We start from the raw sequence: 25,370 nt of genomic DNA on the forward strand, positions 1-25,370 counted from the left end.
GTTGTCGAGGTAGAAATCGCGACATTCGAGTGGGTGTCATGGTGGAACGAGGTAAGGCTCCACCAAAGCCTGGGATATCGAACCCCGGCCGAGGCGGAAACCGAATTGTGGAAGAAAAACCCGCAACAGGGAATAATAGAAATCAAGGCAAATGCCTAGGAACAAAACTCGGGACACTTCACTACTATTATTTACAGACTGAAACCTCTATCTGGTACAAGGATCTAGTTCATGACCATTTCCTCACTTCTTACCCTGATGGGGATTTGGCTCGCGGCTTTGGTGTCTCCGGGCCCGGATATCGTGCAGGTCATCCGCGTGGCCCCACGATCCACGCGCGCCGGGCTATTGTGCGCGGTGGGGGTATTTAGCGGGACGGTCTTTTGGATTGTCGCCTCCCTGGCCGGTTTATCGGCGCTGATTACGGCGCGGCCGGGCGTGCTGAGCATCTTGCAATTGCTCGGTGGGCTTTTCTTGTTGTACATGGGCGTATCGTCCCTGCGCAGCGGGTTAGCCGCGCGGCGCGCACCCGCGCGCGAGGTGGACACGGAAGACTACGCGGAGCAGGCGCGGGCGGCTGGCGATGCCGACGTCGAAGACATGACCAACTGGCGGGCCTTCAAGCTGGGGCTGGTGACTAACCTGTCGAACCCCAAGGCATTGGTATTTTTCGGGGCGGTATTCGCCCAATTCATCCGCCCGGAAATGTCTGTGGGGTGGACCATCGCCGTGGCGTTGATTCTTGCTGCCATGTCCTTCGTGTGGTTTTCTTCCTTCGCGCTGCTCGTGCGCGCGGCCGCGCGGTGGACGGCGCGGTATTCCGCCGGCATCGATATGGTCTCAGGCCTCGTCTTTGGGCTGCTTGGTGTGGTGATGGCCGGGGAAGGCGCCACCGCGCTGCTGAAGTCACAGTAGTTACCTGTTTCGCTGCAGGTGAGACACTTCCTACAGTTGTTTGCGTTAGTAAAAATGCATATGAATGTGGAGGTGTTAGGTGGCTATAGGTGCCCTTGTGACCCTGATGGGCGTATGGTTCGCGGCCATGGCTTCGCCGGGGCCGGATGTAGTGCAGATTATCCGCCTGGGTGCGCGGTCCACCCGCGCGGCGGTGTGGGTGGCCATTGGCAGCACGACGGGCCTTGCCCTGTGGACCATCGCTTCGCTCGCCGGGCTTTCGGCATTGATCTCTACACATGAGGGCATTTTGGTGCTCCTGCAGGTCCTCGGCGGCAGCTATCTGCTGTGGATGGCCTATAGCGCGATTTCCTCCGGCCTGCGGGAGCGGCGCGCGCCCGCCACCGTCGTGGGCACGGAGAAGCAGGCACCACAACCGCGCGGGTTTACCCCGGACGGCATCATCAAGGCGAAGACGGCCTACCGCATGGGATTAATCTGCGACCTTTCAAACCCCAAGGTGGTCATCTTTTTCGGCGCCATCTTTGCCAATTTCATCGACCCAGGCATGGGGGTGGGCGGAAACGTCGTCGTCGCCGCGGTATTGGTACTAGAAAGCTTGGTTCTCTTCGTTGGCGTCGGTCTGAGCACGCGCGCGGTATCGAAGTGGATGGCCAAGAACTCGGCGTGGGTGGACATCGTCAGTGGCATCGTCTTCCTGCTCCTCGGCGTGGTTATCCTCTTTGAAGGCATCCGCGGGCTCATTGCGATGTAGCCTGAAGTTATGATTTTTACTACCACGAATACCGTCGACGGCTATGAAATCACCAAATACCTGCGCATCATCGCTGGTGAGACCGTTACCGGTATCAGTATGCTCAAAGACTTCGGGGCATCGATACGCAATATCACCGGCGGTCGCGCCTCTGGCTATGAAAGCGAAGCCATCAAGGCCCGCGAGGCGGCGCTGGATGAGTTGTGGCGCCGCGGCCAGGAATTAGGCGCTGATGGCGTGGTGGGCATCGCCTTCGACTATTCCCCAATGGGCACCAATAATGACATGCTCTTGGTCACCGCAACGGGCACGGCGGTCTCGCTGCGCGCGCATGACTAAGCCCTTGCACCCCCACCCATAGCCGCTCGGGAACGGGCTCTGGGTAAGCTGGGCGGCATGCTTGAGGTTGCAATTTCTGGCGAGTCCATCAAATTGGGCCAGTTTATTAAACTGGCCAGCTTGGTCGGCACCGGTGGTGAAGCCAAGGAACTTATCGCAGAAGGCGCGGTGACGGTCAACGGTGACACCGAAACCCGCCGTGGCGCCACGCTGCAGATTGGCGATGAGGTGTGCATCGAAGGTACCTGCGCGCGCGTGGGCGAGCCTGACGATGATGATGACTATTTTGATGAAGCCACCGCAGACGATGACTTTGATCCGGAAAAGTGGAGGAATCTATAAATGCCCGCATTTGAAGCCGAAGTAGGCATGCCCTACTGGATCGATCTGACCACCTCGGATCCGCGTAAGTCCGCCCACTTTTATGAGCAGGTCTTGGGCTGGGAAATCTCGGCCGAGTCCCAGGAGGATAACCCCTACCAGATGGCGCGCCTACAGGGCCTGCCTATTGCTGGGCTCATCCCGCAGCCGGACGAAGCACCCATGCCGGATACGTGGGTGACCTATTTCCTCTCCAAGGACATCGACGGCGATTGCCAGCGCACGGAGAACCTCGGCGGGCGCATCTTGGCCGCGCCCCAGCCCGTAGAACTGGGCCACATGGCCTTGCTTGCCGATGCCGCCGGTGGCATGTTCGGCCTCATCCAGCCCTCCGGCCCCGAGCACTTCGTTGCCGGTGGCGAACCCGGCACCCCGGTATGGCACGAGCTGACCGCCACAACGCGATTCCAGCAGGCCATGGACTTTTATGGCGAGCTATTCAACTGGGAAATTCGCGCTATGGAGTCCGAGGACGAGAATTTCATTTACGCCACCGCGGAAGAAGACGGCGCACCGTTTGCGGGCTTGTGGAATGCCGAAGGCCAGTTCCCACCGCAGGTGCCAAGCTTCTGGCAGACCTACCTAGGGGTGCGCGATATCGATGCCGCCGCCAAGAAAGCGGTAGAGCTCGGCGGTGAAATCATCCGTGAACCGTGGGATTCCCACTTTGGCCGCATGTGCTTGCTCGCGGATTCCACCGGGGCCACCATCACCCTGACTGAGGTGGAAGATGCGCCCGAGGATGAACCCACCGAATCCGATGACGTGCTCAACCCCACCAGGGACTAAGCGCGGGGAGAGGCGTTTATGTCAGACTCCTCTGATTTGGCACAGCGCGTGCTAGCCATCGTGGCCGTCATCCCGCCCGGCAATGTGTCCTCCTACGGAGAGGTGGCAAAACTCGCCGGGTGCGGGGCCCGCAATGTCGGCACCGTCATGAATAGGCACGGTGGTAATGCCGCTTGGTGGCGCGTGGTCCGCGCTAATGGCGCCTCCCACGATCCTGTTCGCGCGGAAGAATACTGGGACCGCGAGGGCATCGAGCATTCCCACGGGCGGGTCGCCATGCATAAGCACGGCATGGATGCGCGGGACCTAGCGGTATTGATGCCATAGATAGTGCGGTAGGAAAACTTTTTTGCAGTTATAGACTGCGGTGCGGCACCTCTCCAGCTACGCTAAATGCGTTATGAAAAAATTAGCTATTGGTTCTCTCGTTACCGCACTTTCCTTCGTGACCGTTCCTGCTGCCCAAGCGGTCAGCCTTGATCCCCATTCCGTGCCTGATCGTACACAAATCACCGTTAGGCACGATTCTGGAGCCACGGTCTCGACTGCCAATAGCCACGAGTCCCGCCCGGCGCTGTCCTTGAGCAAAATCTACCTGGGGTATTGGGTGCTCAAGTACGGTTCTGTCGGCGATAAGGCCCAGGTAGAACATATGATTCGCTATAGCGACGATGCCGTGGCCAGCGACCTGGACCGGCGTTACCCGCAGGCCATTCCCAGCATCATCCAGGAATTTGGGCTGAGCGAGACTCACTACACCGGCTACTGGGGAACCACGCAGACCTCAACCGAAGATATCGCGCGGTTTACCGCGGAGATCCAGCACGATCCCATCGCGGCGCCCATTTTCGCGGGAATGGCTACCGCAGCTCCCGTTGCTGCGGATGGGTACCGACAGGATTTCGGCACCGATCACATTCCCGGAGTATGGGGCACCAAATTCGGCTGGTCTGATGATCGCACCATCCACGCCTCCGTATCTACTGGGCATGGGTTTACCGTAGCCGCCAACACGTACGGCGATGCGCAGACCCATACCGCGGATGTCATGCGCGGTGTCAACAATGCCCCAGTCGGCGGATCCAGTGAAGCCATCGGCGCGCGCATTGAAAACGACCTCAACCTGCAAGGACCTGCGCAGCAGGCGCTTCGCGATGCCACCCGCACCGCGGCCGACCTTGAGCGCCAAGCGTGCGCAAACGTTAATCAAGCCCTAGCACAGGTAAGCCAAGTTCGGGTGTGCCAATAAGCGCCGAGGGACTGGTTTTTAGATCAGGTTCCAGACGGTCACGGCCATGATGACAAGTCCCATGCCGAAGACGAAGTAATTCCAGATGTCGTTTTTGAACTGGGAATAGTCATCGACCTTTTTAAACATGTAGACCGGCAGCAGATAGACCAAGAATGCCACGAAGATGCCGCCGACCACGGAAATCATGTCCATGATGGAGGGGTTGAATACTGACACGAGGGTCGTTGCCACGAATACGATGACATAAATGGTGTTGAGCAGCGCGCGGCGCGAGAGCTTATTGGCCATGCGGGGAACGGCAATGCGCAGGAGGTACTCGGTGCCTTCCTCGGAACCAAGCATGTGCCCGAAGTAGGAAGAGATGATCGCGCACATGGTAATTAGCGGTGCCATATAACCAATGAACGGCGTGCCCGTGACGTTGGCGAAATAAGACAGCACCGGGATGTTTTGATCGGCTGCCTCCTTCAATCCGTCCGCGCCGAGCGCGAGGACGCAGGACCAGACGAAGAACATGGTAAATACCACGAGCATTGCGGCGGTATAGAGCTCCACGCGGGAGACGAATTTCTCCGTCTTCTTGCCGTAGGCCGGCTGCACGTCTACGGAGAACTGCGATAGCGCGGCCATGTGGGAAAAGGAAAAGACCAGAACCGGCAGGATGAGCAGAATACCTTTAAGGATTCCCCAGATACCGCCTTCGTATTCAACGTTAAGGAAGCTTTCGAAATCCCACTTGGGGATCAAGTAAATGGAGGTTGCCGCCAGGGCGATGATGAGCGGGTAGACCAGCATTTGGGCCAGCCACAGCATGGGGCGGCGGCCGATGGCAAAAAGGCCCGTCATGACGCCTACGCAGGCAATGGACAATATCCACCGATTGATACTCGGCCCGCCGAGCTGGTTGACGATGAAGCTATCGACCACGTTGGTGATGCTGATGCCGTAAATGAGCACCGTCGGCACGATGGCCAGACAGTACAATACTGCGATGAATAGGCCGCTATTGCGGCCCAGGTAGTAACGCACCAGCTCCAGGACGTCCTTGCCGTGCTGTTCTGGTGGCGCGCCGCTAACTATGCGGGCGTAGGTCCGGTGGGAAAAATACACCAACGGGAAGATGAAGACGGTGGCGAAGACGAGCGGCCAAAATCCGAAGGCACCTGCGTTGAGCGGCAAAAAGAGGATGCCGGCACCAACACCGGTGCCAAAAAGCGCGATGACCCAAGACAGGGTGGAGCCCACTGCCTTTTGCCGGTTGGCTTCCTCTGCGGAGTTTTCGGGAGCTGCCCCCTCTGTACTTTCCGTGCTGTTATCCGTGCGGGACTCGTAAGTTGGGGCATTCATGAAGGTCTTCAGTCCTTTAAGTGGAGGATAGGTGGCAAAAGCGCCTTGAAGCGAGTGTAGCGAATGTCACTACTAACATGTGCCATAAACCACATATTTATGCGCCCGGGAGAGCTTCGGAAGGCTAAGGCGTCCAAAGCAACCGCGTTTGTCCAAAAATCGAGGGAAATTTTGGCGGAATGCGGTTGTTTTGGACATTTTGGGAGAAACAAGCACGGCTTGGGGTTAGCGGGTGAAGGCTAGCGCCTCCTCTGCGGTGCTGTGGCTGTAGCTGTCATCGTTGTGTGCGTATTTATTGCCGCGCAGGATGAGCCAGACGCTCAGCGGGTACAAGATGATTGCCACGGAGAGGGCTTGGATGACGGCCGCGATATCGGAATCTTGCAGGTAATTCCAGCCAAAGTGCAGAAGGAAGGATACCGCGAGGCAGCCGAGTGCCACGCCGATGCGCCACCAGAGCGGCTTGGCCGCCGCGTAGAGGGCCCAGCCGATGCCCCAACCGGCCAGCGCCGTGAGCAAGACGTGCAGGCCAGGGCCGGCGATAAGGCGCAGGCCCCACATCTGTATGAGCCCGGCGAAATCGCTATCCGGGTGGGTGGTAGCGCCCATGGAGCCGTAGAGGATGTTTTCATTGGCTTCAAAGCCTAGGCCAACGACGGCGCCGACCATCCACCCGTGCCAGGGGCGGTTGAGTTGGCGGAAGGACATCAGGACGAATAAAATACCTGCGGCCTTGGAAATCTCTTCAGGATAGGCACCACTCCATGACATGAAGGAATCGACCCACCCGGAATTGATGGCGAGCTGCATGACCGGTGTGGAGCTTATAGCCGCCAAGCTAATGGCCATGCCAGAACCCCATAAAAAGGCAAGTGGTGCCCATACGCGCGCCGGGCGCGCCCACATGGGGCTCAGCTGCAATACCGCGATGACAATTGCCACAAGAACCGTTGCGATGAGGATGCTGATAATGCCCATCAGCGGTGAGATCAATAGGGTGATGACCGTCTGGGAGATAAAACCGATAAGTCCCAGGCCGGAGAAAATCCACAGCGCGGTGCGAAAAAGTTTAGACATTTATACCAAGGCCTTTCCAGAAAACTCCGCGATATCAGCAGTGAATTCTTCTGGTAGTTCCTCTTGCCCAAAGGCTTTCCAGATGCGTTCAGTGGTCGTGCGCGTTGCCGCGGAATCTCCGGTGACGGTGACCACCCAGTCCTTATTCTCGTCCGCACCGGTGCCGTTGATGGAGATGGCGGCGGTGGAGGAGGGGGCATCGGCAAGCGCGAGGGCACCATATTTTCCTTCATATACCTCGCCCTCTGGAAGGCCCGGAGCCATGCCATAGGCTCGGACCATACGGCGCAGGGTGTGCTCGTCGTCGTCAGTATCTTCCACGATGACCGCCTGCACGGAGGCGTCACCGCAGGTCCAGCCAACGCTAGCCAGCGAAGTATAGTCGCGCTCGCAGTACAGATCGGACACGGTAATATCCCAGTCCTGGCTGGGATCAGACAGGGTTACCTGCTCCACATCGGCGTGGTGTGGCGGTAGCACCGCGTGGACGATGGCGGGCAAGGCAAGGACCAACGTCACAAAGGCAAGGACAGCGATAAATAGGACGCGCGGCCGGGCTGGTGGAAAGCGGAATTTTTCCATAGTCCATACCTTAACTGGAAGGTTTGGCCTACAGTGGCAACCATGAAAGATCTTTATCAATTAGTCAATGGACCTTGGGTAGAAAATCACGTTGTCCCAGATGACCGCGGTGTGGATGGCACCTTCCACGCCCTGCGCGATGAAGCAGAAGAACTAGTTCATGACATCGTTAAAGACAACGATGGTCGCCCCGGCAAGCTGTATGCATCCTTCATGGATACCGCGGGCGTCAACAATGCCGGCATGGCCCCGCTGGATGCGGACCTTGACCGCCTGAGTGCGGCCGATCCCACGGAATTGGCGCACCGCTTGGGCGAGCTCGAGCGCGAGGGCGTGGGGGCGCCGGCGACGTTTTGGGTAGAAAAGGATTCCGGCTCGGAAGAGGCCGTTGCCTATATCGTGCAATCCGGGCTGGGCCTGCCGGATGAGGCCTACTACCGCGAAGAAGCGCACGCAGAAACGCTGGCCGCCTACGAAAAGCACGTGGCGGAGATGCTGGGCTTTATCGAGCCCACCCGCCTATTTGGCCTCGGCACCGAGGTAGCCGCCGAGCGCATCGTGGGCCTGGAAAAGGAACTGGCGGCGGGTCACTGGGATGTGGTTTCTACCCGCGATGCGGTAAAGACCAATAACCCGTGCGAATTTTCTGAGCTGCCTTCCATCACCCAAGCCTTGCTCGCTGGTGGAAAGCTGCCGGAGCACCGCGTGGTCAATATGATGCCGTCCTACCTGGAGCACCTGGAAAAGCTCTTTACCGCTGACCGCATGGCCGATTGGCAGCTGTGGGCTACCTGGCACATTCTGCGCTCCCGCGCGGCCCTCTTGCCGGAAGAAGTAGGCGCCAAGAACTTCGAGTTCTATGGCACCCGCCTTTCTGGTGCCACCCAGCAGCGCGACCGCTGGAAGCGCGCGGTGGGCCTGGCAGAAAGCCTGGTAGGAGAGGAAATTGGCAAAGAGTTCGTAGACGCGCACTTCCCAGAATCCTCCAAGCGCGAGATGGATGAGCTGGTGGACTACCTCATCGCCGCCTACCGCGAGCGCATTTCCCAGTTGGAGTGGATGACCCCGCAGACCCGCGAGCGCGCCCTAGAAAAGCTTTCCCAGTTCAAGGCCAAGATTGGTTTCCCCGATACCTGGCGTGATTACTCCGGGCTGGAGATTTCTGACCAGGGAGCGGATCTGATTGCCAATGCCCGCGCCGGGTCCGCCTTTTCCCACGACTATGAGCTGGCAAAGATTGGCAAACCCGCCAACCGCGATGAGTGGGTCACCACTCCGCAGACCGTGAATGCTTTCTATAACCCGGTGGTCAATGACATCACCTTCCCGGCCGCCATCCTGCGCCCGCCGTTTTATAACCCTGATGCGGATGCCGCAGAGAACTTCGGCGCCATTGGTTCTGTCATCGGGCACGAAATCGGGCATGGCTTTGATGACCAGGGCTCGCAATTCGATGGCCAGGGCAACCTGAACTCCTGGTGGTCCGATGAAGACCGCGCGGACTTTGAGGCGCTTACGGCAAAGCTGGTGGAGCAATTCGATGGCCAGGTCCCCACGGTGCTAAAGGATGCTGGCACCGAATCTTCCGGCGTCAACGGCAAATTCACCTTGGGTGAAAACATTGGTGACCTGGGCGGACTGGGCATTTCCGTGGTGGCCTACAAGAATTACTGCGCCGATAAGGGCATTGACCTGCTGGGCCAAGAAGAAGAATTTGTGGTCGACGGCGCCGAGCCGGAGTTGGCCGAGCATACCTATAACGGCCTGCAGCGCTTCTTCTTGTCTTGGGCCCGCGTCTGGCGCACGGCCATCCGCCCGGAGATGGCGACCCAGTACTTGGCCATTGATCCGCACTCGCCCGCGGAGTTCCGCTGCAACCTCATCGCCGCGAATATCGCCGAGTTCTACGAGGCCTTCGACGTAGACAAAGACTCCGCGATGTACCTGGCCCCAGAAGACCGCGTCACCATCTGGTAAATCAGTTCTTCCCCGAGACGCCTTGTACGTGCCCTGAGCACGCGTAGGCTCGGGGATATGACTGATGCACACGATAAAGATCCGCACCGGCCGCTAGAGCCCGGCCAAGAATGGCACATCGGCGGGCAAGACCGCCAGATGAGCGAGGAAGAACAGCTAGAGCAGCTGGTTTCTTATATTGACGCCCATTATGAGACGCCGGATTTCCGCCCGCCCTGGGCCGGTGGTGGCTCGCCGGAGGCGGACCAGTATTGCGCACTGCTGCCAGACCGCATCACCCACGCCGCCATGATGGTTTTGGGCACCGGCGTTAATCATGCGCTGCCCGGCACGGCGTTTACAGACGGCATTACCGTAGACTCCACCGAGGTCGGCACCATTTTCCGCCCGTCCGAGCCCACCGGCCGGTGGGCGGTATCACTGCATTCCGGTGGCTGGTGGCGCGGCGATGGCAAGGCACTGGAAATGCAGTGGCGCCCCGAGGTCGCCGCCGCCGCGCAGCTTTCCGGCACCACGATCATTGACGTGGATTATCCGCTCGCGCCGGAGCATACGGTTAGAGACATGGTTACAGCGGTCGACCGCGCCATTGATTACGCCCGCGAGAAGGGCGCCTCCCACGTCACCACGTGGGGATATTCTTCCGGAGGTGCGTTAGCAGCACTCGCGCCTGCCGATGCCCTCTTGCTCACCTTCCCCGATTTCGGCGCCCTGGCCAACCTGCCGGAGGATTACCGCGTGGGCTATGAGCTGCCTAAACAATTCCCTGAGACCTTCGTGCAGACCGCGACTGAGGATGAGATAGCCGATCGCGTCCACATCCCCCAAGCTAAAGAGCGCGATTACGTCTCGACCCACCGCGTGTCCACCCCGGCCGTGGCGCGCCAGCGGGTACAGGATGCAGCCGAATTTTTGCGCGGTGAGCTAACGCAATAAAACCGGCTGCGGCTGGCTGCACAGTCAGAGGGTGGTCGCTATTGCTCGCCTTCTGGCCGGATCTTCATCTCGGATTCTTTCCACAGTCCAGAACGAGTAACGTCCTCATAATCGATCTCTGCGTCGGCCGGGGTATTGCCCTGTGAATCGGTACGCAATTCGTACTTTTCAATGGCGCCCCAGTCGCGGGCCCAATCGTTATTGAGGTAGCTCGGGATTTCGTAGGAGTAGTTCACCGCTTCCGCAGTGGACATGGCACCGCCGCCGGAGAAGGATTGGAAATCCGTCAGGGAGGTTTGTGCCGCCGCATCTGGAAGGATGCGATACTCCGGAATCTCGGTTACGCCGGCGTAGTGGTCAAAGGTGCGCTGGCAGGGGAACTGCAGAGCCACAGCCCAGTCCAAGAGCGCGGGCTTTTCCGCAGGGAACTGGTTATTGATGCTGTCTAATTCCGGCACGCGCGGCGGGGTGAAGGCTAGCCAGTCGTCTTCATCGGTGGAATCATCCTCGGCCACTAGGCGCACGACATTGGCTTCTTCCGGCAATTCATCCATGGGCAGGCGCAGGTTGCGCCACTTGGGGGTGGCGCCGACATCGGAAAGCTCTTTTTCTCCCTTATCGGTGACCTTGCCATCCTCATCGATGATGCCGTATTCCAAGGTGAGCTCCATGCCCTCTTGTTCCACATCATTGACATCGTGGTGATAAATCTTGCCCGCGGCACTGACAGCCAGAACCGGGGTATTTTCTGTGGTCTCCGGCAGGTGATACCACTTCGTGGTTACCTGGGACAGCGACTCTTGGCTTTCGGTGTAGGAGCCCAAGACTGGCACGGTGGTGTAATCCAAGTTGAAGGGCAGGTGCATGGTCGAGCCATTGACGCCCTTCGTGCCGCGGACACCGCCTTCAGAAGTATCGGTGCTTTCTGAAGCCTTTTTCCCAGCGCGGCGGGTCTCCTGCGAATCATCAGAAGAATCCCCGCCGGAGTCCTTATCCGTCCCAGCGGTGGCATCGTCTTGGCTGGTGGAGTCGGAATCTTGGGAGCTATCTCCAATGGCACCCACAGAAGCAGAATCCTGATCCTCAGGCTCGATGGATTCGGGGATATTATTTGGCCCGAATCCATTGCTGGTTTCATCCTTATCTACCAAGGAATCGCCTAAGTCACCATCTACTGGGGTGAGGAAGGAGTCATTGGTATTGGTTTCTACCAAGGTTTCATTTGCCAGCGAGCAGGTATCACCGCGCAGGGATGCTAGGTTGCCCTTGCCCACGGAGTAGGAATCCGCCTGGGCGACGGTGGCCTTGGCAAAAGAAGCCATCGAAAAAGCCACCACAATGGCGCAGGCTACCGCGATGGGCGCGGACATGATGCCGGCCGAGCGCGATACCTTCGCGGCAGCTTCTTGCTTGAATTCTTTTTCCGTGCCCTCCTCTTGGGCCTGCAATTTGCGATGGCTGTGGCGCAAGGATTGCGCCACGCCGACCGCGAGGACGACCAAGGAGATGGCGAGTAGGATCGAGTTGGCCTCAATGCCTTTGAACTGCACCGTGCGGTCCCACCATGGGATGCCGAAGGAGGATACGTACCACCAAGCATTCCAACCCGCGAAGGAGATGGCGAGCAAGAAGAGCACCGCGGCGATGCTAAAGGTGCGGGCGCGCGGGGAGCGCAACGCAAACCTGGATAGCACTACGGCAGCCAGCGCAGCGATCACCCCGGCGACACCGGCATAGATACCAAAGTGGTGCGTCCACTTGGTCGGGGTGAACATGAGGAAGAACATCGACAGCGCCACGATGATGAGTAGGCGCTGGGTGGGGCCGACTGCGGCACCAATAACGCGGCGATCCTTGATAAACGCAGCCAGGATGAGCACCAAGCAAAACAGCATGGTGAGTACGGCGAAGCGGCGGGTCAGCGAGCCATCCACGGATTCTTGGAAGAGCGTGGAATAACGGGCGTATTCGGAATACCACGACAGTGACGGGCCGACCTCCGAGCGCACCCGGGTGGATTCGGCAACGCTGGCCAAGGTTTGATCCCCAAAGGCGGCGACGATGATGGCAGTGCCGGAGGCCAAAAATGGGGCAACCAGGCTAAGCCAACCGGTCGCGCCGCCGCCGATGGCGGGCACGCGCGCGGCCATGGCACGGAATAGGTGTGGCAGGCTCACGAGGAATACACCAACCGCAAAAAGGCCAGTGGGGCCGGCGGCGAGCGTAATCGTGGCAGCGATGGTGCCCACGGCGGCCGGCAGCAACCGGTGGGTGGCAATGGCGCGCTCAAAGGATGCCCACGTCACCATCACGCCTAGGGCCACAATCGGCTCTGGGCGGGTGCCGTTGTTATACGGCAGCCAGAAGGCTAGGAACATCAGTGCGGCGGTCCAGTGGCTGACGCGGCGGGCATCAACGATGTCCCCGAAGCGCGGCAGCATTTCCCGCGAAAGGATGAACCAGATAATGAGCCCCGAAATCAGTCCGGGCAGGCGGACGAAGACCGATGCCGTGGAAATCTGCGATAGAAGCGCGACGAGGTCATAGTACGGTGAGCCGAATGGTGCCTCGGGCACGCCGTACCACCGGTAGTAGTTGGCCATGTACGTGGCGTTATCGAAGACGCGGCTCATAGAGAAGATGAACCCATCGTCAGAGGTATTGGCACCGAAGACATACCAGAAACCCAAGACGGCGGCGACGACGCCATCGAGGGGGCGAATCTTCTTCCACGTCTCTGGCATGAAGCGCAGCTTTTGACCATCAAGGCGGTCAATGCGCCACAGGCAGAACAGCGAGACAATCACCATAGCGACGCCGAGCCACATCGCGATGGACTTAATCAGCGAGGGAGAAGAAGTAAACCGCGAGTTGATATCGACGTGGACATTCAGCCCGTCATCGACCAAGCTCTGCACATTGGCATCACCTTTGAGCTCGGTATACACGCCGGTGACCTGTGGGCGCAGGTCATCCTCGGTGGTCTTTTTGTGCTTGCCGATGCTGACGGTGGTGCCGTCACCGGTGGCGGAGATGTGCAGCTGGGCGTCATCGGAAAGCTGCGAAACTTCTTTAGCGCTTAAGGTCAGTAGGACCTCATCGAGCGAGACCACAGACAGGCCGTCATCACCGGAGCGGACAAATAGGCCGCGGTTCGATGCCTTCTTAGACTCGGGTGGGACGGTGCTGTAGACCATGTTTTGGCCATCGCGGAGCTCATCCACCGCGGACATGGGGATAGTGGCCTCCAAGTTTTCCGGCGCCACGGAGATAAGCGGTGCATTGATAGATTGCAGCGAATCATTCTGCGGCCAATCAAAGGAAGACTGGGTTTGGTTCACTGGCAATAGCGGGGTGGCAATAAAACACAGGAAACCAATTAACCCGGCGATGATCGCGGTCCAGCGCAACCCGGCAGGGGCTGTGGCGATACTTAGCCCGGAGGGGCGTGCTTCTTTCGATTTCGTTTTAAGGCTATCTGACACGGCGATTAGTGTACGTCAGTCTGGCCCAAGTTCCCGTGTGCACGCCCCGATAACCCCGGGGAAGTGTGGGTGAACTTACTTGGTTCGCACCGCCGTTACGAATGGACCCGTTTGTTCCAACTCCCAGCCTTCCGCAAAGACCTCGGGGTTGAAGAAGACTGCGCGGTAGCGAATATTTGGCTGGTTAGGATAGATATCCTCAGCCAAGTGCACCTTGAACCCATCATCTTTATTGTCGAGGTCGCCGCGGAAGATGATGGCATCCGGCCCGCGCCACGGTGCGGAATCGAGGGATTTTTGGAACTCTGCAGGAGTAGAGTCCCAAGATTGATCCGCCCAGGCTTCAATCTGGTCATTGCGGTGTTTGAATTCCCCGAGGGGATTTGCATAGTGGCTGGTAAAGGCGTTAAAGCCCCAGTATGGGTAGTAAGCCATGAAGGTTTTTTCATCCGTGAGGACTACCGTTTCGTTGGCCGTATAGCCCTGATCCTGGATGAAGTTGTGGATATCCAGATAATAATGGGCGGAATCGCTGGTAAAGCGATCCGCGCGCTCGCCGTAACCATCGGTATCACTGTAGGCGTGGTCGATGGCATCTTCGTTTGCTTCGGGAATCTGCTGGGCATAATGGACTCCAGCCAAGGCGAGGAAAATGCCAAAAACTGCCGTAATCCGCTTATTGGCCGTGTGGGAGAAACTAGCGGGGTACAGGCGGTGAATACCGGCTGTGCGGACTTCCGCAAGGGCAAGGATGCCCGCCGTCGCGAACAACAGCACCACGATGACCTCAAGGCGGAAGCTCAGTAGGGTGGTGCCGACCAAGGTCATCACCATGGACAGCACCGTCCATACATAAATGCCAATGATGGACAACCCCAGCGCGCGGACTTCCGCGTCTCGCAACCGGGCGATAATAAAGATCAGACCGGCAAGACAGAGGAATCCCACGATGCTCAAGGAAAGGAACGGCACCGGAATTTGCGTGCCTTCTTCCGGCAAGTAGTGCTGCGCGGTGGCTTGCAGGGGTGCGGTCGAATGCAGAACCTGCCAGAGGTATGGGGCCCAAGCGATGGCTGCGATGGCAAGCGATCCCACCGCGATGATGACTAGGCGCATGATGGGTCGCCACGTCCGCTCGCACAGTGCGGTGAAAACGGCGATCAGACTGACCACGGTCAGCGCTGCCGCGCCGGTGAATAAGGTATAGAAGGTAGCGGAGATTCCGAGGTAGATAGCGACCGCGGCGGTAGACAACCACGATCCTTTGAATGCGCGCGCGCTTAACACCGCGATGGCGGGCATACCCATGGCGATGACCGCGGAATAAGGCTCTTCCGCCGCGATGGTCAAGGTAATGGCGGTGGTGGTAAGCGCAATAGCGGTTCCCACCGGCAGGGATTTAGTGAGGTGTTGCCAAATGGGAACGAGGATACAGCCTGCAACCGCGATGGAAATCAGGCCCCAAGGCTGATAAACCTCCCAGCCGGGAATACCCAATATGGAGCCGAGCCGTCCGCCTAGCCAGAACCAGCCCAGCGGGTAAAACGTGGGCATGTCTAGGTAGTTCATGTCCGCATAGCCCATTTGATCTACCGACCGGGTAAGGAACTGGGTGCGGAATGCCTGGTCCACCTGCACGCCATCGAGCCATAAGCGCGAGGCGGACAGCGGCAGGCCCACGGTGGCAAGGATCAATAAGGCGGGGGAGAGATACGTGATGGCGTAGGTCACCCACGTGCGCCAGCGCGGGCGAGAGAAATTCTCCTTGTAGTGGTCATAGAGCCACCACGCGCTAAAGCCACCTGCCAAGGCCAACGTCAAGATCACGCCGACCGTACACAGCGCGCGGGTGACCATGGAGGTATTAAAGGACGGCAGGGAGACGGTTTTGAAGGCATACCAGCCGAAAAGCGTAATTGCCCCGCCTCCCAGCGCTGCGAAAATAATGCCCAGCAGGATGCTGCGGTGCGACATGGCATCGGCGTGGTAGGCGGTGGTGCGTTTCTCCTCGCTCACGGGAACTGCTTGGGAAGGCGTAGCTGGGCTTGTCATGCCCTTTAGTTTCGCATACCTTAATCACTCTTCTGGGATTAGGCGCGGTGTGAGCTGGCTTATTAACTAGCAAAGCGCGCAGGGCCGCGGGCCTTGAGGAGCCCGGCATACCTTGCGCGCAGGAACTGGTTAGAACGGCAGCTTGCGGAAGATGGGCTGCGGAATGAACTTAAATGCCAGCGAGACGTACTTGAACAGCGGGTGGACGTAGATGGACTGTTTGCCATCCAGTACCGCCTGCACGGTGGCCTTGGCCACGTCAGAGACATTAACGGTCAGTGGGGCATCGCCGGCCTCGGCCGACATCTTGGTGCGAACCTGGCCCGGGCGGACGACGAGCACGTTGGCACCGGTGCCGCGGAGTGCTTCATCCAAGTTGATGTAGAAACCATCCACGCCGGCCTTGGAGGCGCCGTAGACAAAGTTGGAGCGGCGCACGCGCATGCCCGCTACAGAGGACATAGCCACGATGGTGCCGTGGCCCTGGTGCTTGAACTTTTCGGCCAACAGCACGCCGAAGGATACGGGCGCGGTGTAGTTGGTCTGGGCAGAAGCCACGGCCTTGTCGTGGTTTTGCCACAGCTCTTCTTGATCCCCTAGGGTGCCAAAGGCCACGATGGCGATATCGACATCGCCGCGCTCCCAGGCCTTCTCGATGACCGCCGGGTGCGAGGCAAAGTCAGTGGCATCAAAGTCCACGACCTCGACATCCGCGCCGCGGGCCTCCAGGTCAGCCTGCGCCTTTTCGATGCGCGGGGACTGGGCGCGGGCAGCCAGGGTGACCTTGGCAGGGCCGCGCTCAAGGAACTCAGCGACGACGCCGAGGCCGATTTCAGAGGTACCGCCCAAAAGCAGGATGTGTTGGGCTTGGCCTACTGCATTAAGCATGGTTTAAAAAGTCTCCTTCATGAGGGTGGTGATGAGTCCAGTGATTAGTGCAGCTCGAGGCGGCGGGACATATCGGAGGCAAAGACCCCGGTGGGGTCGATGTCATTGCGGGTCTTGAGCCAGCCTTCTAGGCCCGGGTACATCTGGTGGAAGTTCTCGGCAGAGGTGCGCGATTCCTTTGCCAGGTACAGGCGGCCGCCAAACTCCATGACGCGGCGATCCAGGTCATCGAGAAGCTCGCCCAAGCCCGGGCGGATGGGGAAGTCCACGCAGACGTTCCAGCCCGGCATCGGGTACGACAGCGGCGCGCGGTTTCCTTCGCCGAAGAGCTTGAATACGTTCAGCGCGGAGTAGTGGCCGGAGCGCTGGATATCGCGGATGATCTCCTTGAACGGCTCCACGGCCTCCGTGGGAACGACGAACTGGTACTGCAGGAAGCCCTTAGAACCGTAGCCGCGGTTCCACTCGCCAATGAGATCAAGCGGCTGGTAGAACTGCGTCAAGTTCTTGACCTGGTTCTTCGCCGGCGCGCCCATGGTGTAGTAGGCCAAGCCCACAGCAGACAGGCTGAGCTTATTCAGCGTCCAAGACGGGAAGATATCCGGCACGGTCATCAGCTGCGGCGCGTTGAACTTGAGCGGATCCTTCGCCAGCTTAGGGGCCAATTCCTCGAGCTGCGCCAAGGTGGCCAGCGAGCCGCGGGAAATGGTGGAGCGGCCTAGCTTTGGCTCTGGGGAGATGACATCGAACCAGGCGGAGGAGTAGGTGTAATTGTGCTCCGAACCATCCGAGTGGAAGGCAATTGTTTCTTCCAGGTTATCGGTGCGATCCGTATCCGCGATGAAGTAGGCGGTCTCCGTCTTGGTCATGCGGATGGTAGCGCGCAGGATGATGCCGGTAAGGCCCATGCCGCCGATGGTGGCCCAGAAGAGCTCACCGCTCGGGTCATCCTCGCTGCCCTCTGGGGTGAGGTGGAGAACGCGGCCATCAGCAACCAGCAGCTCGATGGAAACTACGTGGTTGCCAAAGGAACCGGCGGAGTGGTGGTTCTTGCCGTGGATATCGGGGCCAATGGCGCCGCCGATGGTGACCTGGCGGGTGCCCGGCAGGACCGGAACCCACAGGCCGTAGGGCAGCGCGGCCTTCATGAGTTGGTCAAGGGTGACGCCACCATCGACATCAACAAGCGCGGACTCCGGGTCAATGGAGTGGATCTTGTTCAGCTTTTGCATGTCGATGACCAGGCCGCCGCCATTTTGGGCGGGGTCACCATAGGAGCGTCCCATGCCGCGCGCGATGACGCCGCGGCGCAGGTGGGCGGGCTTGTCCGAGTTATCGTCCGCGACCTGTGCCACTGCATTCTTGATGACGTCCACGTCTTCTGTGGACAGCACATGGGCGGTCGTGGGGGCGGTGCGGCCCCAGCCGTGCAGGGACTTTTCGGTGGTATGTAGTTCCATCTCTTACTCTTTGCTCGACGGATTGTATCGATGTACCAGCCTACCTAGCTCATAGTGCGGTGGCTGGAGTGACGTTCGTGATATTTAAAACAGCTTGGGGCACACAGACTGCCCCGAATGCGGCGCTTTAGAGATCCATGATCTCGCGGATTTCTTCCGGCAGCCCTGCTTGGGACTCAATCGTGGGCCCTTCGTAGGTGCCTAAAATCTCGTACACGCGGCGCCGCGAAGTGGAATCCAAAATCGGCATTTCCTCTGCCATCAGGCGCGTCATAAAGGGGCTAAGCGGCAGATTGGTGTGTTCTGTTGCTTCAAAGTGCCCGTTGCGCTTATCGTCCTCGGCCCGCTCATCCTGAGCGGCTTGCTGGGCGGGGGTCATATGCTCTGTCTTTTCCGAGTACATGCGCAATAGCTTACCGCCGCTTAGAGTGGTCGCTATGACAAACAACCGCGAAGCAGCAGAAGAATCCCGCGATAATTACGCCCTCGATGACACCTTGGCAGGCCGCATCACCCAAGCGGCCGCACAGGGCATCGTCACCTCCTACCCGGACTGGATTAAATCCACAAAGGGCCTTATCACCGCCTACGTTTTGTCCACGATTGGTTTTGGCGCATTGGTGGCCTATACCAATGCCCAGGCCGAAGAGGACGGCGATGAACCGCGCTCACCGCAGGAATTTGCGGATAAGGGCCTGAAGCTCTGGGCCATTTTGGCAGCGGTGCTCATTTTGGTGGGCCTTGCTTTGTGGGCCGATGTAGCCGTATCCCGCAAGGCGGTGTCTTTCCTGCGCAAGCGCGGCGTCAAGCGCCCGTGGACGCTGTTGGGAGCAATCGGAGCAGCAACTACGTTTATCATCAGTGAGCTGGAAGCGCGCGATATAGAAAAACTGGCTTCTTAAAATTTGCGTATGGTGGGGCCTATGAATGCAGGGGTCACCGATATTTCACAGGCACGGGCTCGCCGTGCCGACCCGCTGCTGTCATTAAAGCGGGAACCGCTCACCGTCATCTGCCAAGCCTCCAATATCCGTGCGGATGGGGAAGTCCACCGCCAAATCGGTTTTAGCGATGCGCTTACCTTGCATGAGCTGCAGAAAGTACTGCACATCTGTTTCGGTCTGCCAGATGAAAACTCCCCGTGGCATTTTTACGAGCACAGTGATGCCCACGGCCCGCGCCTTGACCCAGAGCGCCAGGCATCCGAATTCCTCTGGCGCGAGGGCGATCAGATCGATTTTGTGTGGGGCCTCTGGGATTTTGAGCTGGTGGTCGCGGAAATCTATCCCCGCGATAATGGCACCCCCAGCGCGCTGTGCGTGGGCGGCTCGGGCAACCTCTTCGCGCCCTTTGAACTTACTGCGGTGAACCGGGAATTGACCGGTGAAAAAATCACCGATGAAGTTCTGGCACAGGTTAAACCCCAGGTAAGGGCGCTTATCGAGCGCACCAAGCTCTATGACTTTGTTCCGCTCTTACAGGCCATGGACTTAAACCGCGGAAGTGATCTGCCGGCGGCCACGGCTGAGGCGCTGGCTAGCCTGCCGCGTGAAGTCACCAATGAGGGAAAAGATGCCTTTTGGTCCATGGCCTTGGCGCTATCCTGCATGGGCGGTGACGAGCTGACCGATTCCGTGGTGGAAACCACCATGGATGCCTTGGGCTGGGTCAACGATGATGGCAACACCTTGAAAGGTGCGGAGATTCGCGCGCTGTGCGATGCCTCCTTGCACCAGCTATCCCAGATTGGTGCCTACGGCAAGGACGCCGCCGCGCCGGTGTACCGCCTAGACATGTACCGAGCGCTGCTGCGCGGGTAAGCTAACTGCCTGTGACTAATCCACTTGAAGATGCTGCAGAAGTAAAGCGCCCCTCCAGCTCTTTGAAGCAGCAGCTGGTGCGATTTATTGCGGTGGGTGTTTTTGCCGCCGTCATTGACTATGGGTTGACGCTGCTATTGACCCACTTAGGTCTGCACCGCTCTGGGGCGAAGGCGATTGGTTGGGTCTTTGGCACCATCGCTGCCTATCTGGCCAATGCGCGCTGGACCTTTGGCACAAAGGTGTCCGGACGCACGGCCGCAACGGTGGGCGTGTTATACGTATCCACCTTTGCCGTGCAGAATTTCTTGTACTGGGTACTCAATGAGCCGCTGATTTCCCTAGGCTTTGAGGGCGCGGTGAAAGACACCATCGCCTTCGTCATTGCCCAAGGCGTGGCGACGGTGACCAACTTTGCCATCCAGCGGGTCTTTATCTTTAAGGAAAAATAGGCCAGCGGCACGCCTTAGGAGCGATTACCGGGGGCGGCGGAAATCCTCGCGGCGCCCGCGGTTGTGCAGCCTGAGCCACTCCAGGAAGCCGGCCGGATCGTGGCGTTGGACCAAGAAGAACCAGCCAAAGCGAGCAAATTCCTGGGGCAAAAGCTTGCGCATGCCGCGCTGCCACAGCAGGTAGCCGCGGTTGCGGTAGGTAAAAAAGCGCTTGAACTCGCCTTCCGGGTACTGGGTATGCATCTTGCCGCCCAGGATGGGCTTGAACTCATCCGAACCGTCCGGGTGCAGGTAGCTGGTGGTCAAGGCGGTGCCGAAAGACAGCCCGGAATTGACCAGGCGGCGGTGGTATTCCACCTCATCGCCGCGGATGAAGAGGCGATAATCCGGAACGCCAATGGTCTGCATCGCCGCGGCGGAAATCAGAGCGCCATTAAACAAAGAAGCGATGCCGGGCAGGAAGTCTCCCTCGAGTTCCTCCATGCGGCGGCGCCACACCAGCCCTTGGCGCAGCGGGAAGGCCAAGCGGCCGGGATCGTCGATATTGCACACGGCAGGTGAGACCTCGTGCAGGTTATTATTCCCTGCCACGCGGTAGAGCTCTTCTAATACGCCGTAATCGGCGGGGCGGCCATCATCATCGGCGCACCACACGGCGTCGGCGCCGAGTGATAGCGCGGTAAGGAAACCGAGGGCGAATCCGCCCGCACCACCTAGGTTGGTCTTGGACGGCACGTAGACCGCGCGATCGCCTGCCAGGGATTCCACCGCGTCACGGACCGCATCCTCGGCGCCATTATCCACTACGATGACCCACTGCACGGGGTGGGTTTGGTTGACTACCTTTTCGAGCGAGGCACGCAGCAAGTCCGCGCGCTGGTGGGTGACAATGACGGCAGCGGTGGTACCGGTGGAATCAAGGGTGGCAGTCATGCGTTCCATCTTGCCACCGGGGAATGGATCTGCCGCGGATAAACACTCCGCGTGGGCTAAGCTGACTGCCTATGGAAAGCATGTGGCCACCGTTCGGGCCGACGATACGCGCGGGCAATACAACCCACCCTGGCGTGGAGTTGCGCGTAATGCGCGATGAGGATATTGCGGCAATCGCCGGTGTGGCGGCAGAGGATATCTACGGCGCAGACATTCCGGATTACGCCTTTCCGTGGCTCTTTAATCCCAGGATGAATACTCCGTCAGCGGCGGCCCAGTTCCGGTGGAGCAACCGGGCGCAGCTGCGCCCAGAGAAATGGTCCTTGGATTTCATCGTGCGCGACGCAGATTCGGGAGAAATCCTGGGCACCATCGATGCGCGGGCGGAGGACTTTGCTGCAACGCGAGAAATTGCGACGGGCTCCTGGGTCTTTCACCGGTTCCAAGGCCAGGGTGTGGGCACGCTCATCCGGCACGCGGTAGTGGCCTTTGGGCTGGATTACCTAGGCGCGCAGGCGATGACCACGAGCTGGGTGGCACAGAATGAGGCCTCGGCGCGGGTGAGCCAGAAGCTGGGCTACCAGGTGGTTTCTGAAGGAGAAGAAAAGGCGGGGCCGGAGAATAGTCCGCAGCGGCACGTGACTGCGCGCGTGGAGGCCCCCAATTACAAGCGCCCGGATGACCTGCACGTGGAGGTTTCCGGGCTGAGCCAGCAGCTGCTGGGGATGCTGCGCTAGCTTCTACCCAGCCGCCTCTTCGCCCTCAAAGCGCTGGCGCAGATCGCGGACGTATTCGCCTACTTCTGGGCCCTCGTACTGGCCCACGACTTCAGATACCTCGCCCACGGAGCGGATTTCGCCGTGGTCGATCCACAGCGCGGTATTGCACAGCTGCGCCAAAAAGTCGTTGGAGTGGGAGGCAAAGACCAAGATGCCGGAGCGTTTAACCAGCTCTTGCAGGCGCACGCGGGCCTTGGCCATGAAGGCGGCGTCGACGGCGCCGATGCCCTCATCCAGCAGCAGGATTTCCGGCTCGATGGAGGTCACCACGCCGAGCGCCAGGCGCACGCGCATACCGGTGGAGTAGGTGCGCAGGGGCATCGATAAGTAATCGCCCAGCTCGGAGAACTCCGCGATTTCATCCATCTTTTTCTTCATCTGCTTGATGGACTGGCCCAAAAACAGCCCGCGGATGATGATGTTGTCGTAGCCGGATACCTCCGGGTCCATGCCTACGCCCAAGTCAAAGACGGGGGCAACGCGCCCACGGACATCGGCAGTACCGCGTGTGGGCTCGTAGATGCCGGAAAGCAGGCGCAACAGGGTGGACTTGCCGGCGCCATTGTGGCCAACGAGCCCGACGCGATCGCCTTCGCGCAGGTGCAGGTTAATATCCCGCAGCGCCTCAACCACCACGGTGTTGTGGTCATTTTTCCCAATGGCACCGCCCGCGGTAGAAAGCATGGCCTTTTTTAGGGAGCGGGATTTGGCATCAAAGATGGGAAAGTCCACGCACGCGTTATACGTATCGATTGAGACCATCAGTTTTTATCCTTTCAACGAGCCTCATGGTGGGGATGGGAGTAAAGGAAGGGAAGCTATACCCAGTAGCTCACGCGGAAGCGCCACTTGCGCATGACTAGCCCGGCGATGAACAGGCCGATGGCGGTGCAGCCGATGACGATCCACCAGTGGTAGGCGGCAACGGGCTCACCAATCATTGGGGCGCGCACGATTTCCAGGTAGTGATACAGCGGGTTGATTTCCGCGATGCGGGCGCGGTCTGCCACCGCACCGCCTTGGTCCTTGAGCGTATTGGTCATCCAGACAATCGGGGTGACGTAGAACAATAGCTGCGTCAGGGCTTCTAGCAGCGGGGCAACGTCGCGGAAGCGCGTGGCGATGATGCCAAAGAACATGGTGACCCACACACCGTTAATGAGCAGGAGCAGCAGCCCGGGGATAAAGAGGAAGAACTCCCAGCCCAGGTTGCGCGGGAAGATCATGATGAGCAAGAGCCAGATGATGAGGTTATGGCCTAAAAACAGCGTTTGGCGCCACACCAGGCGGTACACGTGCACCGAAAGTGGGGCGGGAAGCTGCTTAATCAGTCCCTCATTTTCAATAAAGACCGTGGCGCCTTCCTTGATGCAGCCCGAGATAAAGGTCCACATAATAAGGCCCACGGTGACGTGGGGAAGGAATTCCGCGACGGGAATCTGGAAAAGCATGGAATACAGCAGGCCCAAGGCAAGCGCCATCACACCGGTGGCGATGGTGATCCAGAACGGACCAAGGACAGAGCGGCGGTAGCGCTGCTTGATATCTTGCAGGCCCAGCTTGAACCACAGCTCACGCTGCTGTGCACCCCGCGTAAGGTCCGCGAAAGCAGCCTTGAGAGTCATGGACTGGGACGCTGGAACGGCCTCGCCTTCTGGCTGGGAGGTCATGCGGGCGATATCAGCGCGCAGTTGATTGTTATCTTGCACGCCCAACACCCTAGCGCGCGTGCTGGGCAAACGGGGAACTACACGCCGCTAGCCTGCGAAAACAGTGATGCCCAGGGAAAATTCAGATTTGGGAAACTGAAGCCAAACGCGTATACAGTAGGGAATCGACGGCCACGTGGTGGCAGTTGTTCAGTGCGATGAAGAAGGGGACCTAATGCCAGCAGCTTCGGCACACTATGACGTCTTTAGTGCGCGAGGTTTGTACACCGGGCTATCTGATGGCTGGACGTACCTCAACGCGCACGCGGTGCCCCAAATTTCGGAGCGTGTGACCTCCGGCGTTGCCCGGTCCTTCAGGATGGCGACGGCTGTAGCGACGCAAGAAGGCCCAGGCGGCGCCCACTCGGCCGCGCCGGAGCCGGGCCGGCTGGCAGGCGATGGCAATTATGCGGCAGCGCGCATGGCAATTGCGGATCTCACCGGTTCCAAGGCGGACCGCGTGGTCCTTGGCCCATCTTTGCCCGTGCTGTACCAATCCTTAGCGCGCTCGGCACGCCCGCTATTGGGCAGCAATTCCTCGGTGGTGCTGTCCAAGCTGGATCCGCCTACGCTGTATTCGGCTTTTTCTGAGGTGCGCGCCGATATTCGCTGGGCACAGCCAGATCTTGGCACCGGCGAATTGCCGGGATTCCAGTTCGCGGAGCTTGTCGATGGCTCTACCAGGCTCGTCTCCTTTTCCGCCGCGCATGAGCTGTTGGGTACGGTATCCCCGGCAGAGGAGATCATTGACACGGTGCGGGGGCGCTCGCGTGCTTGGACGCTTCTCGATGTCTCCGCAATCGCGCCCTACCGCCCCATCCGCTTCGATGAGCTGGGCGCGGATATCGTAGGCATCGACATCGGCCTGCTTGGTGGGCCGCAAATGGCCGCCTTGGTCTTCCGCGATACGCGCATGCTCCGCCGTTTGGATGCCCTAAACCCCATCTATTCCAAGGAAGATGGGCGCAAGCTAGAGACCCCGGTTTCTTCTGGCTTGGCCGGTGGCGTGGGGCCACTGGTAGACCACCTTGCGGCCTTGGCTGGTGGGGATAAGGGGTCGCGCCGGGTGCGGCTTAATAAGTCCATGACTGCCTTGAGCGCCTACCTCGAGGACTTGCGCGCGGATCTGTACTCATTTTTGAGCACGCTTCCCGCCGTACACATCCTGGGTGTTACCGGCGAGGCGGCGGCGGGCGCTTCCGATAATCGCTTGCCGCGCCTTACCTTTGCGGTCCAGGGCGTGCCCGCGGAGACGGTGTACAAGCGCCTCTTTGATAATGGGCTCGTCACCACCCTGGCTCCGCAAACGCCGCTGCTGACGGAAATGGGCGTGGAAGAGATCGGTGGTGCCGTTACCGTGGCATTAGGTCCGTTTAATACCCACCACGATATCGAGCACCTCGTGCGCGTCGTTGCCTCGCTCGCCTAAATTCGCCTAAGCAA

General features: G+C 59.4%; 26 protein-coding genes. 15 read left to right on the plus strand and 11 right to left on the minus strand.

Features of this window, described 5'->3' with window-relative positions:
- Positions 1-15: 15 nt before the first annotated feature.
- From ABRP88_RS07625 to ABRP88_RS07660, 8 genes are all read left to right on the plus strand, one after another.
- The gene (locus ABRP88_RS07625; protein ID WP_502879883.1) at positions 16-159 is read left to right on the plus strand and encodes an integrase core domain-containing protein; all 144 of its coding nucleotides are present in this window, start codon (positions 16-18) and stop codon (positions 157-159) included.
- 72 nt (positions 160-231) lie between these two features.
- Entirely contained in the window at positions 232-915 is a 684-nt protein-coding gene (locus tag ABRP88_RS07630) for a LysE family translocator (protein WP_237800044.1), read from the plus strand.
- Between the two features lie 106 nt (positions 916-1,021).
- Entirely contained in the window at positions 1,022-1,669 is a 648-nt protein-coding gene (locus ABRP88_RS07635) for a LysE family translocator (protein ID WP_349836882.1), read from the plus strand.
- Between the two features lie 9 nt (positions 1,670-1,678).
- The gene (locus ABRP88_RS07640) at positions 1,679-2,008 is read left to right on the plus strand and encodes a YbjQ family protein (protein WP_284783308.1); all 330 of its coding nucleotides are present in this window, start codon (positions 1,679-1,681) and stop codon (positions 2,006-2,008) included.
- 57 nt (positions 2,009-2,065) lie between these two features.
- On the plus strand, positions 2,066-2,350 hold the full coding sequence (locus ABRP88_RS07645; RefSeq protein WP_023016489.1) for an RNA-binding S4 domain-containing protein: 285 nt from the start codon (positions 2,066-2,068) through the stop codon (positions 2,348-2,350).
- Positions 2,351-3,178, plus strand: coding sequence for a VOC family protein (locus ABRP88_RS07650; protein ID WP_349836856.1), 828 nt, complete (start codon positions 2,351-2,353; stop codon positions 3,176-3,178). It abuts the gene before it with no gap.
- Positions 3,179-3,196: 18 nt separating this feature from the next.
- Positions 3,197-3,505 carry an MGMT family protein gene (locus ABRP88_RS07655; protein ID WP_284784910.1) on the plus strand — a complete coding sequence of 103 codons (309 nt, stop codon included), beginning with the start codon at positions 3,197-3,199 and terminating at the stop codon, positions 3,503-3,505.
- A 73-nt stretch (positions 3,506-3,578) separates the two neighbouring features.
- Positions 3,579-4,427: a hypothetical protein gene (locus ABRP88_RS07660; protein WP_349836857.1), complete on the plus strand. Its 849-nt coding sequence runs from the start codon at positions 3,579-3,581 to the stop codon at positions 4,425-4,427.
- 18 nt (positions 4,428-4,445) lie between these two features.
- Here ABRP88_RS07660 and ABRP88_RS07665 read toward each other — a convergent pair whose 3' ends face one another.
- From ABRP88_RS07665 to ABRP88_RS07675, 3 genes are all read right to left on the minus strand, one after another.
- A complete protein-coding gene (locus ABRP88_RS07665) occupies positions 4,446-5,777 on the minus strand; it encodes an amino acid permease (RefSeq protein ID WP_284624794.1) in 1,332 nt (443 codons plus the stop codon).
- Positions 5,778-6,002: 225 nt separating this feature from the next.
- On the minus strand, positions 6,003-6,854 hold the full coding sequence (locus ABRP88_RS07670) for a PrsW family intramembrane metalloprotease (protein WP_349836858.1): 852 nt from the start codon (positions 6,852-6,854) through the stop codon (positions 6,003-6,005).
- Positions 6,855-7,436 (minus strand): hypothetical protein, encoded by a 582-nt coding sequence (locus ABRP88_RS07675; protein ID WP_284783318.1) that lies wholly within the window; start codon positions 7,434-7,436, stop codon positions 6,855-6,857.
- 42 nt (positions 7,437-7,478) lie between these two features.
- On the opposite strand from ABRP88_RS07675, the gene ABRP88_RS07680 reads away from it, so the two are divergent.
- Together ABRP88_RS07680 and ABRP88_RS07685 are read left to right on the plus strand one after the other, a co-directional pair.
- On the plus strand, positions 7,479-9,413 hold the full coding sequence (locus ABRP88_RS07680; RefSeq protein WP_349836859.1) for a M13 family metallopeptidase: 1,935 nt from the start codon (positions 7,479-7,481) through the stop codon (positions 9,411-9,413).
- A 57-nt stretch (positions 9,414-9,470) separates the two neighbouring features.
- Complete coding sequence (locus ABRP88_RS07685; protein ID WP_349836860.1) at positions 9,471-10,349, plus strand: alpha/beta hydrolase; 879 nt, start codon at positions 9,471-9,473, stop codon at positions 10,347-10,349.
- A gap of 38 nt (positions 10,350-10,387) precedes the next feature.
- Here ABRP88_RS07685 and ABRP88_RS07690 read toward each other — a convergent pair whose 3' ends face one another.
- The 5 genes from ABRP88_RS07690 to ABRP88_RS07710 form a co-directional block, all read right to left on the minus strand.
- Positions 10,388-13,834, minus strand: coding sequence for an arabinosyltransferase domain-containing protein (locus tag ABRP88_RS07690; RefSeq protein WP_349836861.1), 3,447 nt, complete (start codon positions 13,832-13,834; stop codon positions 10,388-10,390).
- A 75-nt stretch (positions 13,835-13,909) separates the two neighbouring features.
- Positions 13,910-15,886: a galactan 5-O-arabinofuranosyltransferase gene (locus ABRP88_RS07695; RefSeq protein WP_349836862.1), complete on the minus strand. Its 1,977-nt coding sequence runs from the start codon at positions 15,884-15,886 to the stop codon at positions 13,910-13,912.
- A gap of 129 nt (positions 15,887-16,015) precedes the next feature.
- Positions 16,016-16,774: a decaprenylphospho-beta-D-erythro-pentofuranosid-2-ulose 2-reductase gene (gene dprE2, locus ABRP88_RS07700; protein WP_349836863.1), complete on the minus strand. Its 759-nt coding sequence runs from the start codon at positions 16,772-16,774 to the stop codon at positions 16,016-16,018.
- Between the two features lie 44 nt (positions 16,775-16,818).
- Positions 16,819-18,234, minus strand: coding sequence for a decaprenylphosphoryl-beta-D-ribose oxidase (gene dprE1, locus ABRP88_RS07705; protein ID WP_126317991.1), 1,416 nt, complete (start codon positions 18,232-18,234; stop codon positions 16,819-16,821).
- A 127-nt stretch (positions 18,235-18,361) separates the two neighbouring features.
- Entirely contained in the window at positions 18,362-18,637 is a 276-nt protein-coding gene (locus ABRP88_RS07710) for a hypothetical protein (protein WP_349836864.1), read from the minus strand.
- A 34-nt stretch (positions 18,638-18,671) separates the two neighbouring features.
- Between ABRP88_RS07710 and ABRP88_RS07715 the strand changes: the two genes are divergently transcribed.
- From ABRP88_RS07715 to ABRP88_RS07725, 3 genes are read left to right on the plus strand one after another with little or no spacing between them, the layout of a single operon-like run.
- Positions 18,672-19,136, plus strand: a complete 465-nt coding sequence (locus ABRP88_RS07715; protein ID WP_349836865.1) for a hypothetical protein — start codon at positions 18,672-18,674, stop codon at positions 19,134-19,136.
- Between the two features lie 9 nt (positions 19,137-19,145).
- Entirely contained in the window at positions 19,146-20,054 is a 909-nt protein-coding gene (locus ABRP88_RS07720; RefSeq protein ID WP_349836866.1) for a plasmid pRiA4b ORF-3 family protein, read from the plus strand.
- 11 nt (positions 20,055-20,065) lie between these two features.
- On the plus strand, positions 20,066-20,506 hold the full coding sequence (locus ABRP88_RS07725; RefSeq protein ID WP_005280656.1) for a GtrA family protein: 441 nt from the start codon (positions 20,066-20,068) through the stop codon (positions 20,504-20,506).
- 24 nt (positions 20,507-20,530) lie between these two features.
- Here ABRP88_RS07725 and glfT1 read toward each other — a convergent pair whose 3' ends face one another.
- Positions 20,531-21,448 carry a galactofuranosyltransferase GlfT1 gene (glfT1, locus tag ABRP88_RS07730; protein ID WP_349836867.1) on the minus strand — a complete coding sequence of 306 codons (918 nt, stop codon included), beginning with the start codon at positions 21,446-21,448 and terminating at the stop codon, positions 20,531-20,533.
- Positions 21,449-21,510: 62 nt separating this feature from the next.
- On the opposite strand from glfT1, the gene ABRP88_RS07735 reads away from it, so the two are divergent.
- Positions 21,511-22,176: a GNAT family N-acetyltransferase gene (locus tag ABRP88_RS07735; RefSeq protein WP_349836868.1), complete on the plus strand. Its 666-nt coding sequence runs from the start codon at positions 21,511-21,513 to the stop codon at positions 22,174-22,176.
- A 3-nt stretch (positions 22,177-22,179) separates the two neighbouring features.
- Here ABRP88_RS07735 and wzt read toward each other — a convergent pair whose 3' ends face one another.
- Positions 22,180-22,980, minus strand: a complete 801-nt coding sequence (gene wzt / locus ABRP88_RS07740) for a galactan export ABC transporter ATP-binding subunit Wzt/RfbE (RefSeq protein WP_237792304.1) — start codon at positions 22,978-22,980, stop codon at positions 22,180-22,182.
- 56 nt (positions 22,981-23,036) lie between these two features.
- The gene (wzm, locus tag ABRP88_RS07745; protein WP_042404151.1) at positions 23,037-23,888 is read right to left on the minus strand and encodes a galactan export ABC transporter permease subunit Wzm/RfbD; all 852 of its coding nucleotides are present in this window, start codon (positions 23,886-23,888) and stop codon (positions 23,037-23,039) included.
- Positions 23,889-24,102: 214 nt separating this feature from the next.
- On the opposite strand from wzm, the gene ABRP88_RS07750 reads away from it, so the two are divergent.
- Positions 24,103-25,356: an aminotransferase class V-fold PLP-dependent enzyme gene (locus ABRP88_RS07750; protein ID WP_349836869.1), complete on the plus strand. Its 1,254-nt coding sequence runs from the start codon at positions 24,103-24,105 to the stop codon at positions 25,354-25,356.
- The last annotated feature ends 14 nt before the right edge of the window (positions 25,357-25,370 follow it).

The organism is Corynebacterium sp. KPL2734, from assembly GCF_040225595.1.
GTDB lineage: Bacteria > Actinomycetota > Actinomycetes > Mycobacteriales > Mycobacteriaceae > Corynebacterium > Corynebacterium rhinophilum.

Excerpts from the sequence above, each read along its gene's own strand:
- ABRP88_RS07670 (WP_349836858.1), bottom strand. The coding sequence starts at position 6,854 with ATGTCTAAACTTTTTCGCACCGCGCTGTGGATTTTCTCCGGCCTGGGA.
- ABRP88_RS07750 (WP_349836869.1), top strand. The coding sequence starts at position 24,103 with ATGCCAGCAGCTTCGGCACACTATGACGTCTTTAGTGCGCGAGGTTTG.
- ABRP88_RS07640 (WP_284783308.1), top strand. The coding sequence starts at position 1,679 with ATGATTTTTACTACCACGAATACCGTCGACGGCTATGAAATCACCAAA.
- glfT1 (WP_349836867.1), bottom strand. The coding sequence starts at position 21,448 with ATGGAACGCATGACTGCCACCCTTGATTCCACCGGTACCACCGCTGCC.
- ABRP88_RS07735 (WP_349836868.1), top strand. The coding sequence starts at position 21,511 with ATGGAAAGCATGTGGCCACCGTTCGGGCCGACGATACGCGCGGGCAAT.
- ABRP88_RS07675 (WP_284783318.1), bottom strand. The coding sequence starts at position 7,436 with ATGGAAAAATTCCGCTTTCCACCAGCCCGGCCGCGCGTCCTATTTATC.
- ABRP88_RS07715 (WP_349836865.1), top strand. The coding sequence starts at position 18,672 with ATGACAAACAACCGCGAAGCAGCAGAAGAATCCCGCGATAATTACGCC.
- ABRP88_RS07635 (WP_349836882.1), top strand. The coding sequence starts at position 1,022 with ATGGGCGTATGGTTCGCGGCCATGGCTTCGCCGGGGCCGGATGTAGTG.
- ABRP88_RS07655 (WP_284784910.1), top strand. The coding sequence starts at position 3,197 with ATGTCAGACTCCTCTGATTTGGCACAGCGCGTGCTAGCCATCGTGGCC.
- ABRP88_RS07695 (WP_349836862.1), bottom strand. The coding sequence starts at position 15,886 with ATGACAAGCCCAGCTACGCCTTCCCAAGCAGTTCCCGTGAGCGAGGAG.
- wzt (WP_237792304.1), bottom strand. The coding sequence starts at position 22,980 with ATGGTCTCAATCGATACGTATAACGCGTGCGTGGACTTTCCCATCTTT.
- ABRP88_RS07645 (WP_023016489.1), top strand. The coding sequence starts at position 2,066 with ATGCTTGAGGTTGCAATTTCTGGCGAGTCCATCAAATTGGGCCAGTTT.
- ABRP88_RS07685 (WP_349836860.1), top strand. The coding sequence starts at position 9,471 with ATGACTGATGCACACGATAAAGATCCGCACCGGCCGCTAGAGCCCGGC.
- ABRP88_RS07680 (WP_349836859.1), top strand. The coding sequence starts at position 7,479 with ATGAAAGATCTTTATCAATTAGTCAATGGACCTTGGGTAGAAAATCAC.
- ABRP88_RS07660 (WP_349836857.1), top strand. The coding sequence starts at position 3,579 with ATGAAAAAATTAGCTATTGGTTCTCTCGTTACCGCACTTTCCTTCGTG.
- wzm (WP_042404151.1), bottom strand. The coding sequence starts at position 23,888 with ATGACCTCCCAGCCAGAAGGCGAGGCCGTTCCAGCGTCCCAGTCCATG.
- ABRP88_RS07650 (WP_349836856.1), top strand. The coding sequence starts at position 2,351 with ATGCCCGCATTTGAAGCCGAAGTAGGCATGCCCTACTGGATCGATCTG.
- ABRP88_RS07710 (WP_349836864.1), bottom strand. The coding sequence starts at position 18,637 with ATGTACTCGGAAAAGACAGAGCATATGACCCCCGCCCAGCAAGCCGCT.
- ABRP88_RS07630 (WP_237800044.1), top strand. The coding sequence starts at position 232 with ATGACCATTTCCTCACTTCTTACCCTGATGGGGATTTGGCTCGCGGCT.
- dprE1 (WP_126317991.1), bottom strand. The coding sequence starts at position 18,234 with ATGGAACTACATACCACCGAAAAGTCCCTGCACGGCTGGGGCCGCACC.
- ABRP88_RS07665 (WP_284624794.1), bottom strand. The coding sequence starts at position 5,777 with ATGAATGCCCCAACTTACGAGTCCCGCACGGATAACAGCACGGAAAGT.
- ABRP88_RS07720 (WP_349836866.1), top strand. The coding sequence starts at position 19,146 with ATGGTGGGGCCTATGAATGCAGGGGTCACCGATATTTCACAGGCACGG.
- dprE2 (WP_349836863.1), bottom strand. The coding sequence starts at position 16,774 with ATGCTTAATGCAGTAGGCCAAGCCCAACACATCCTGCTTTTGGGCGGT.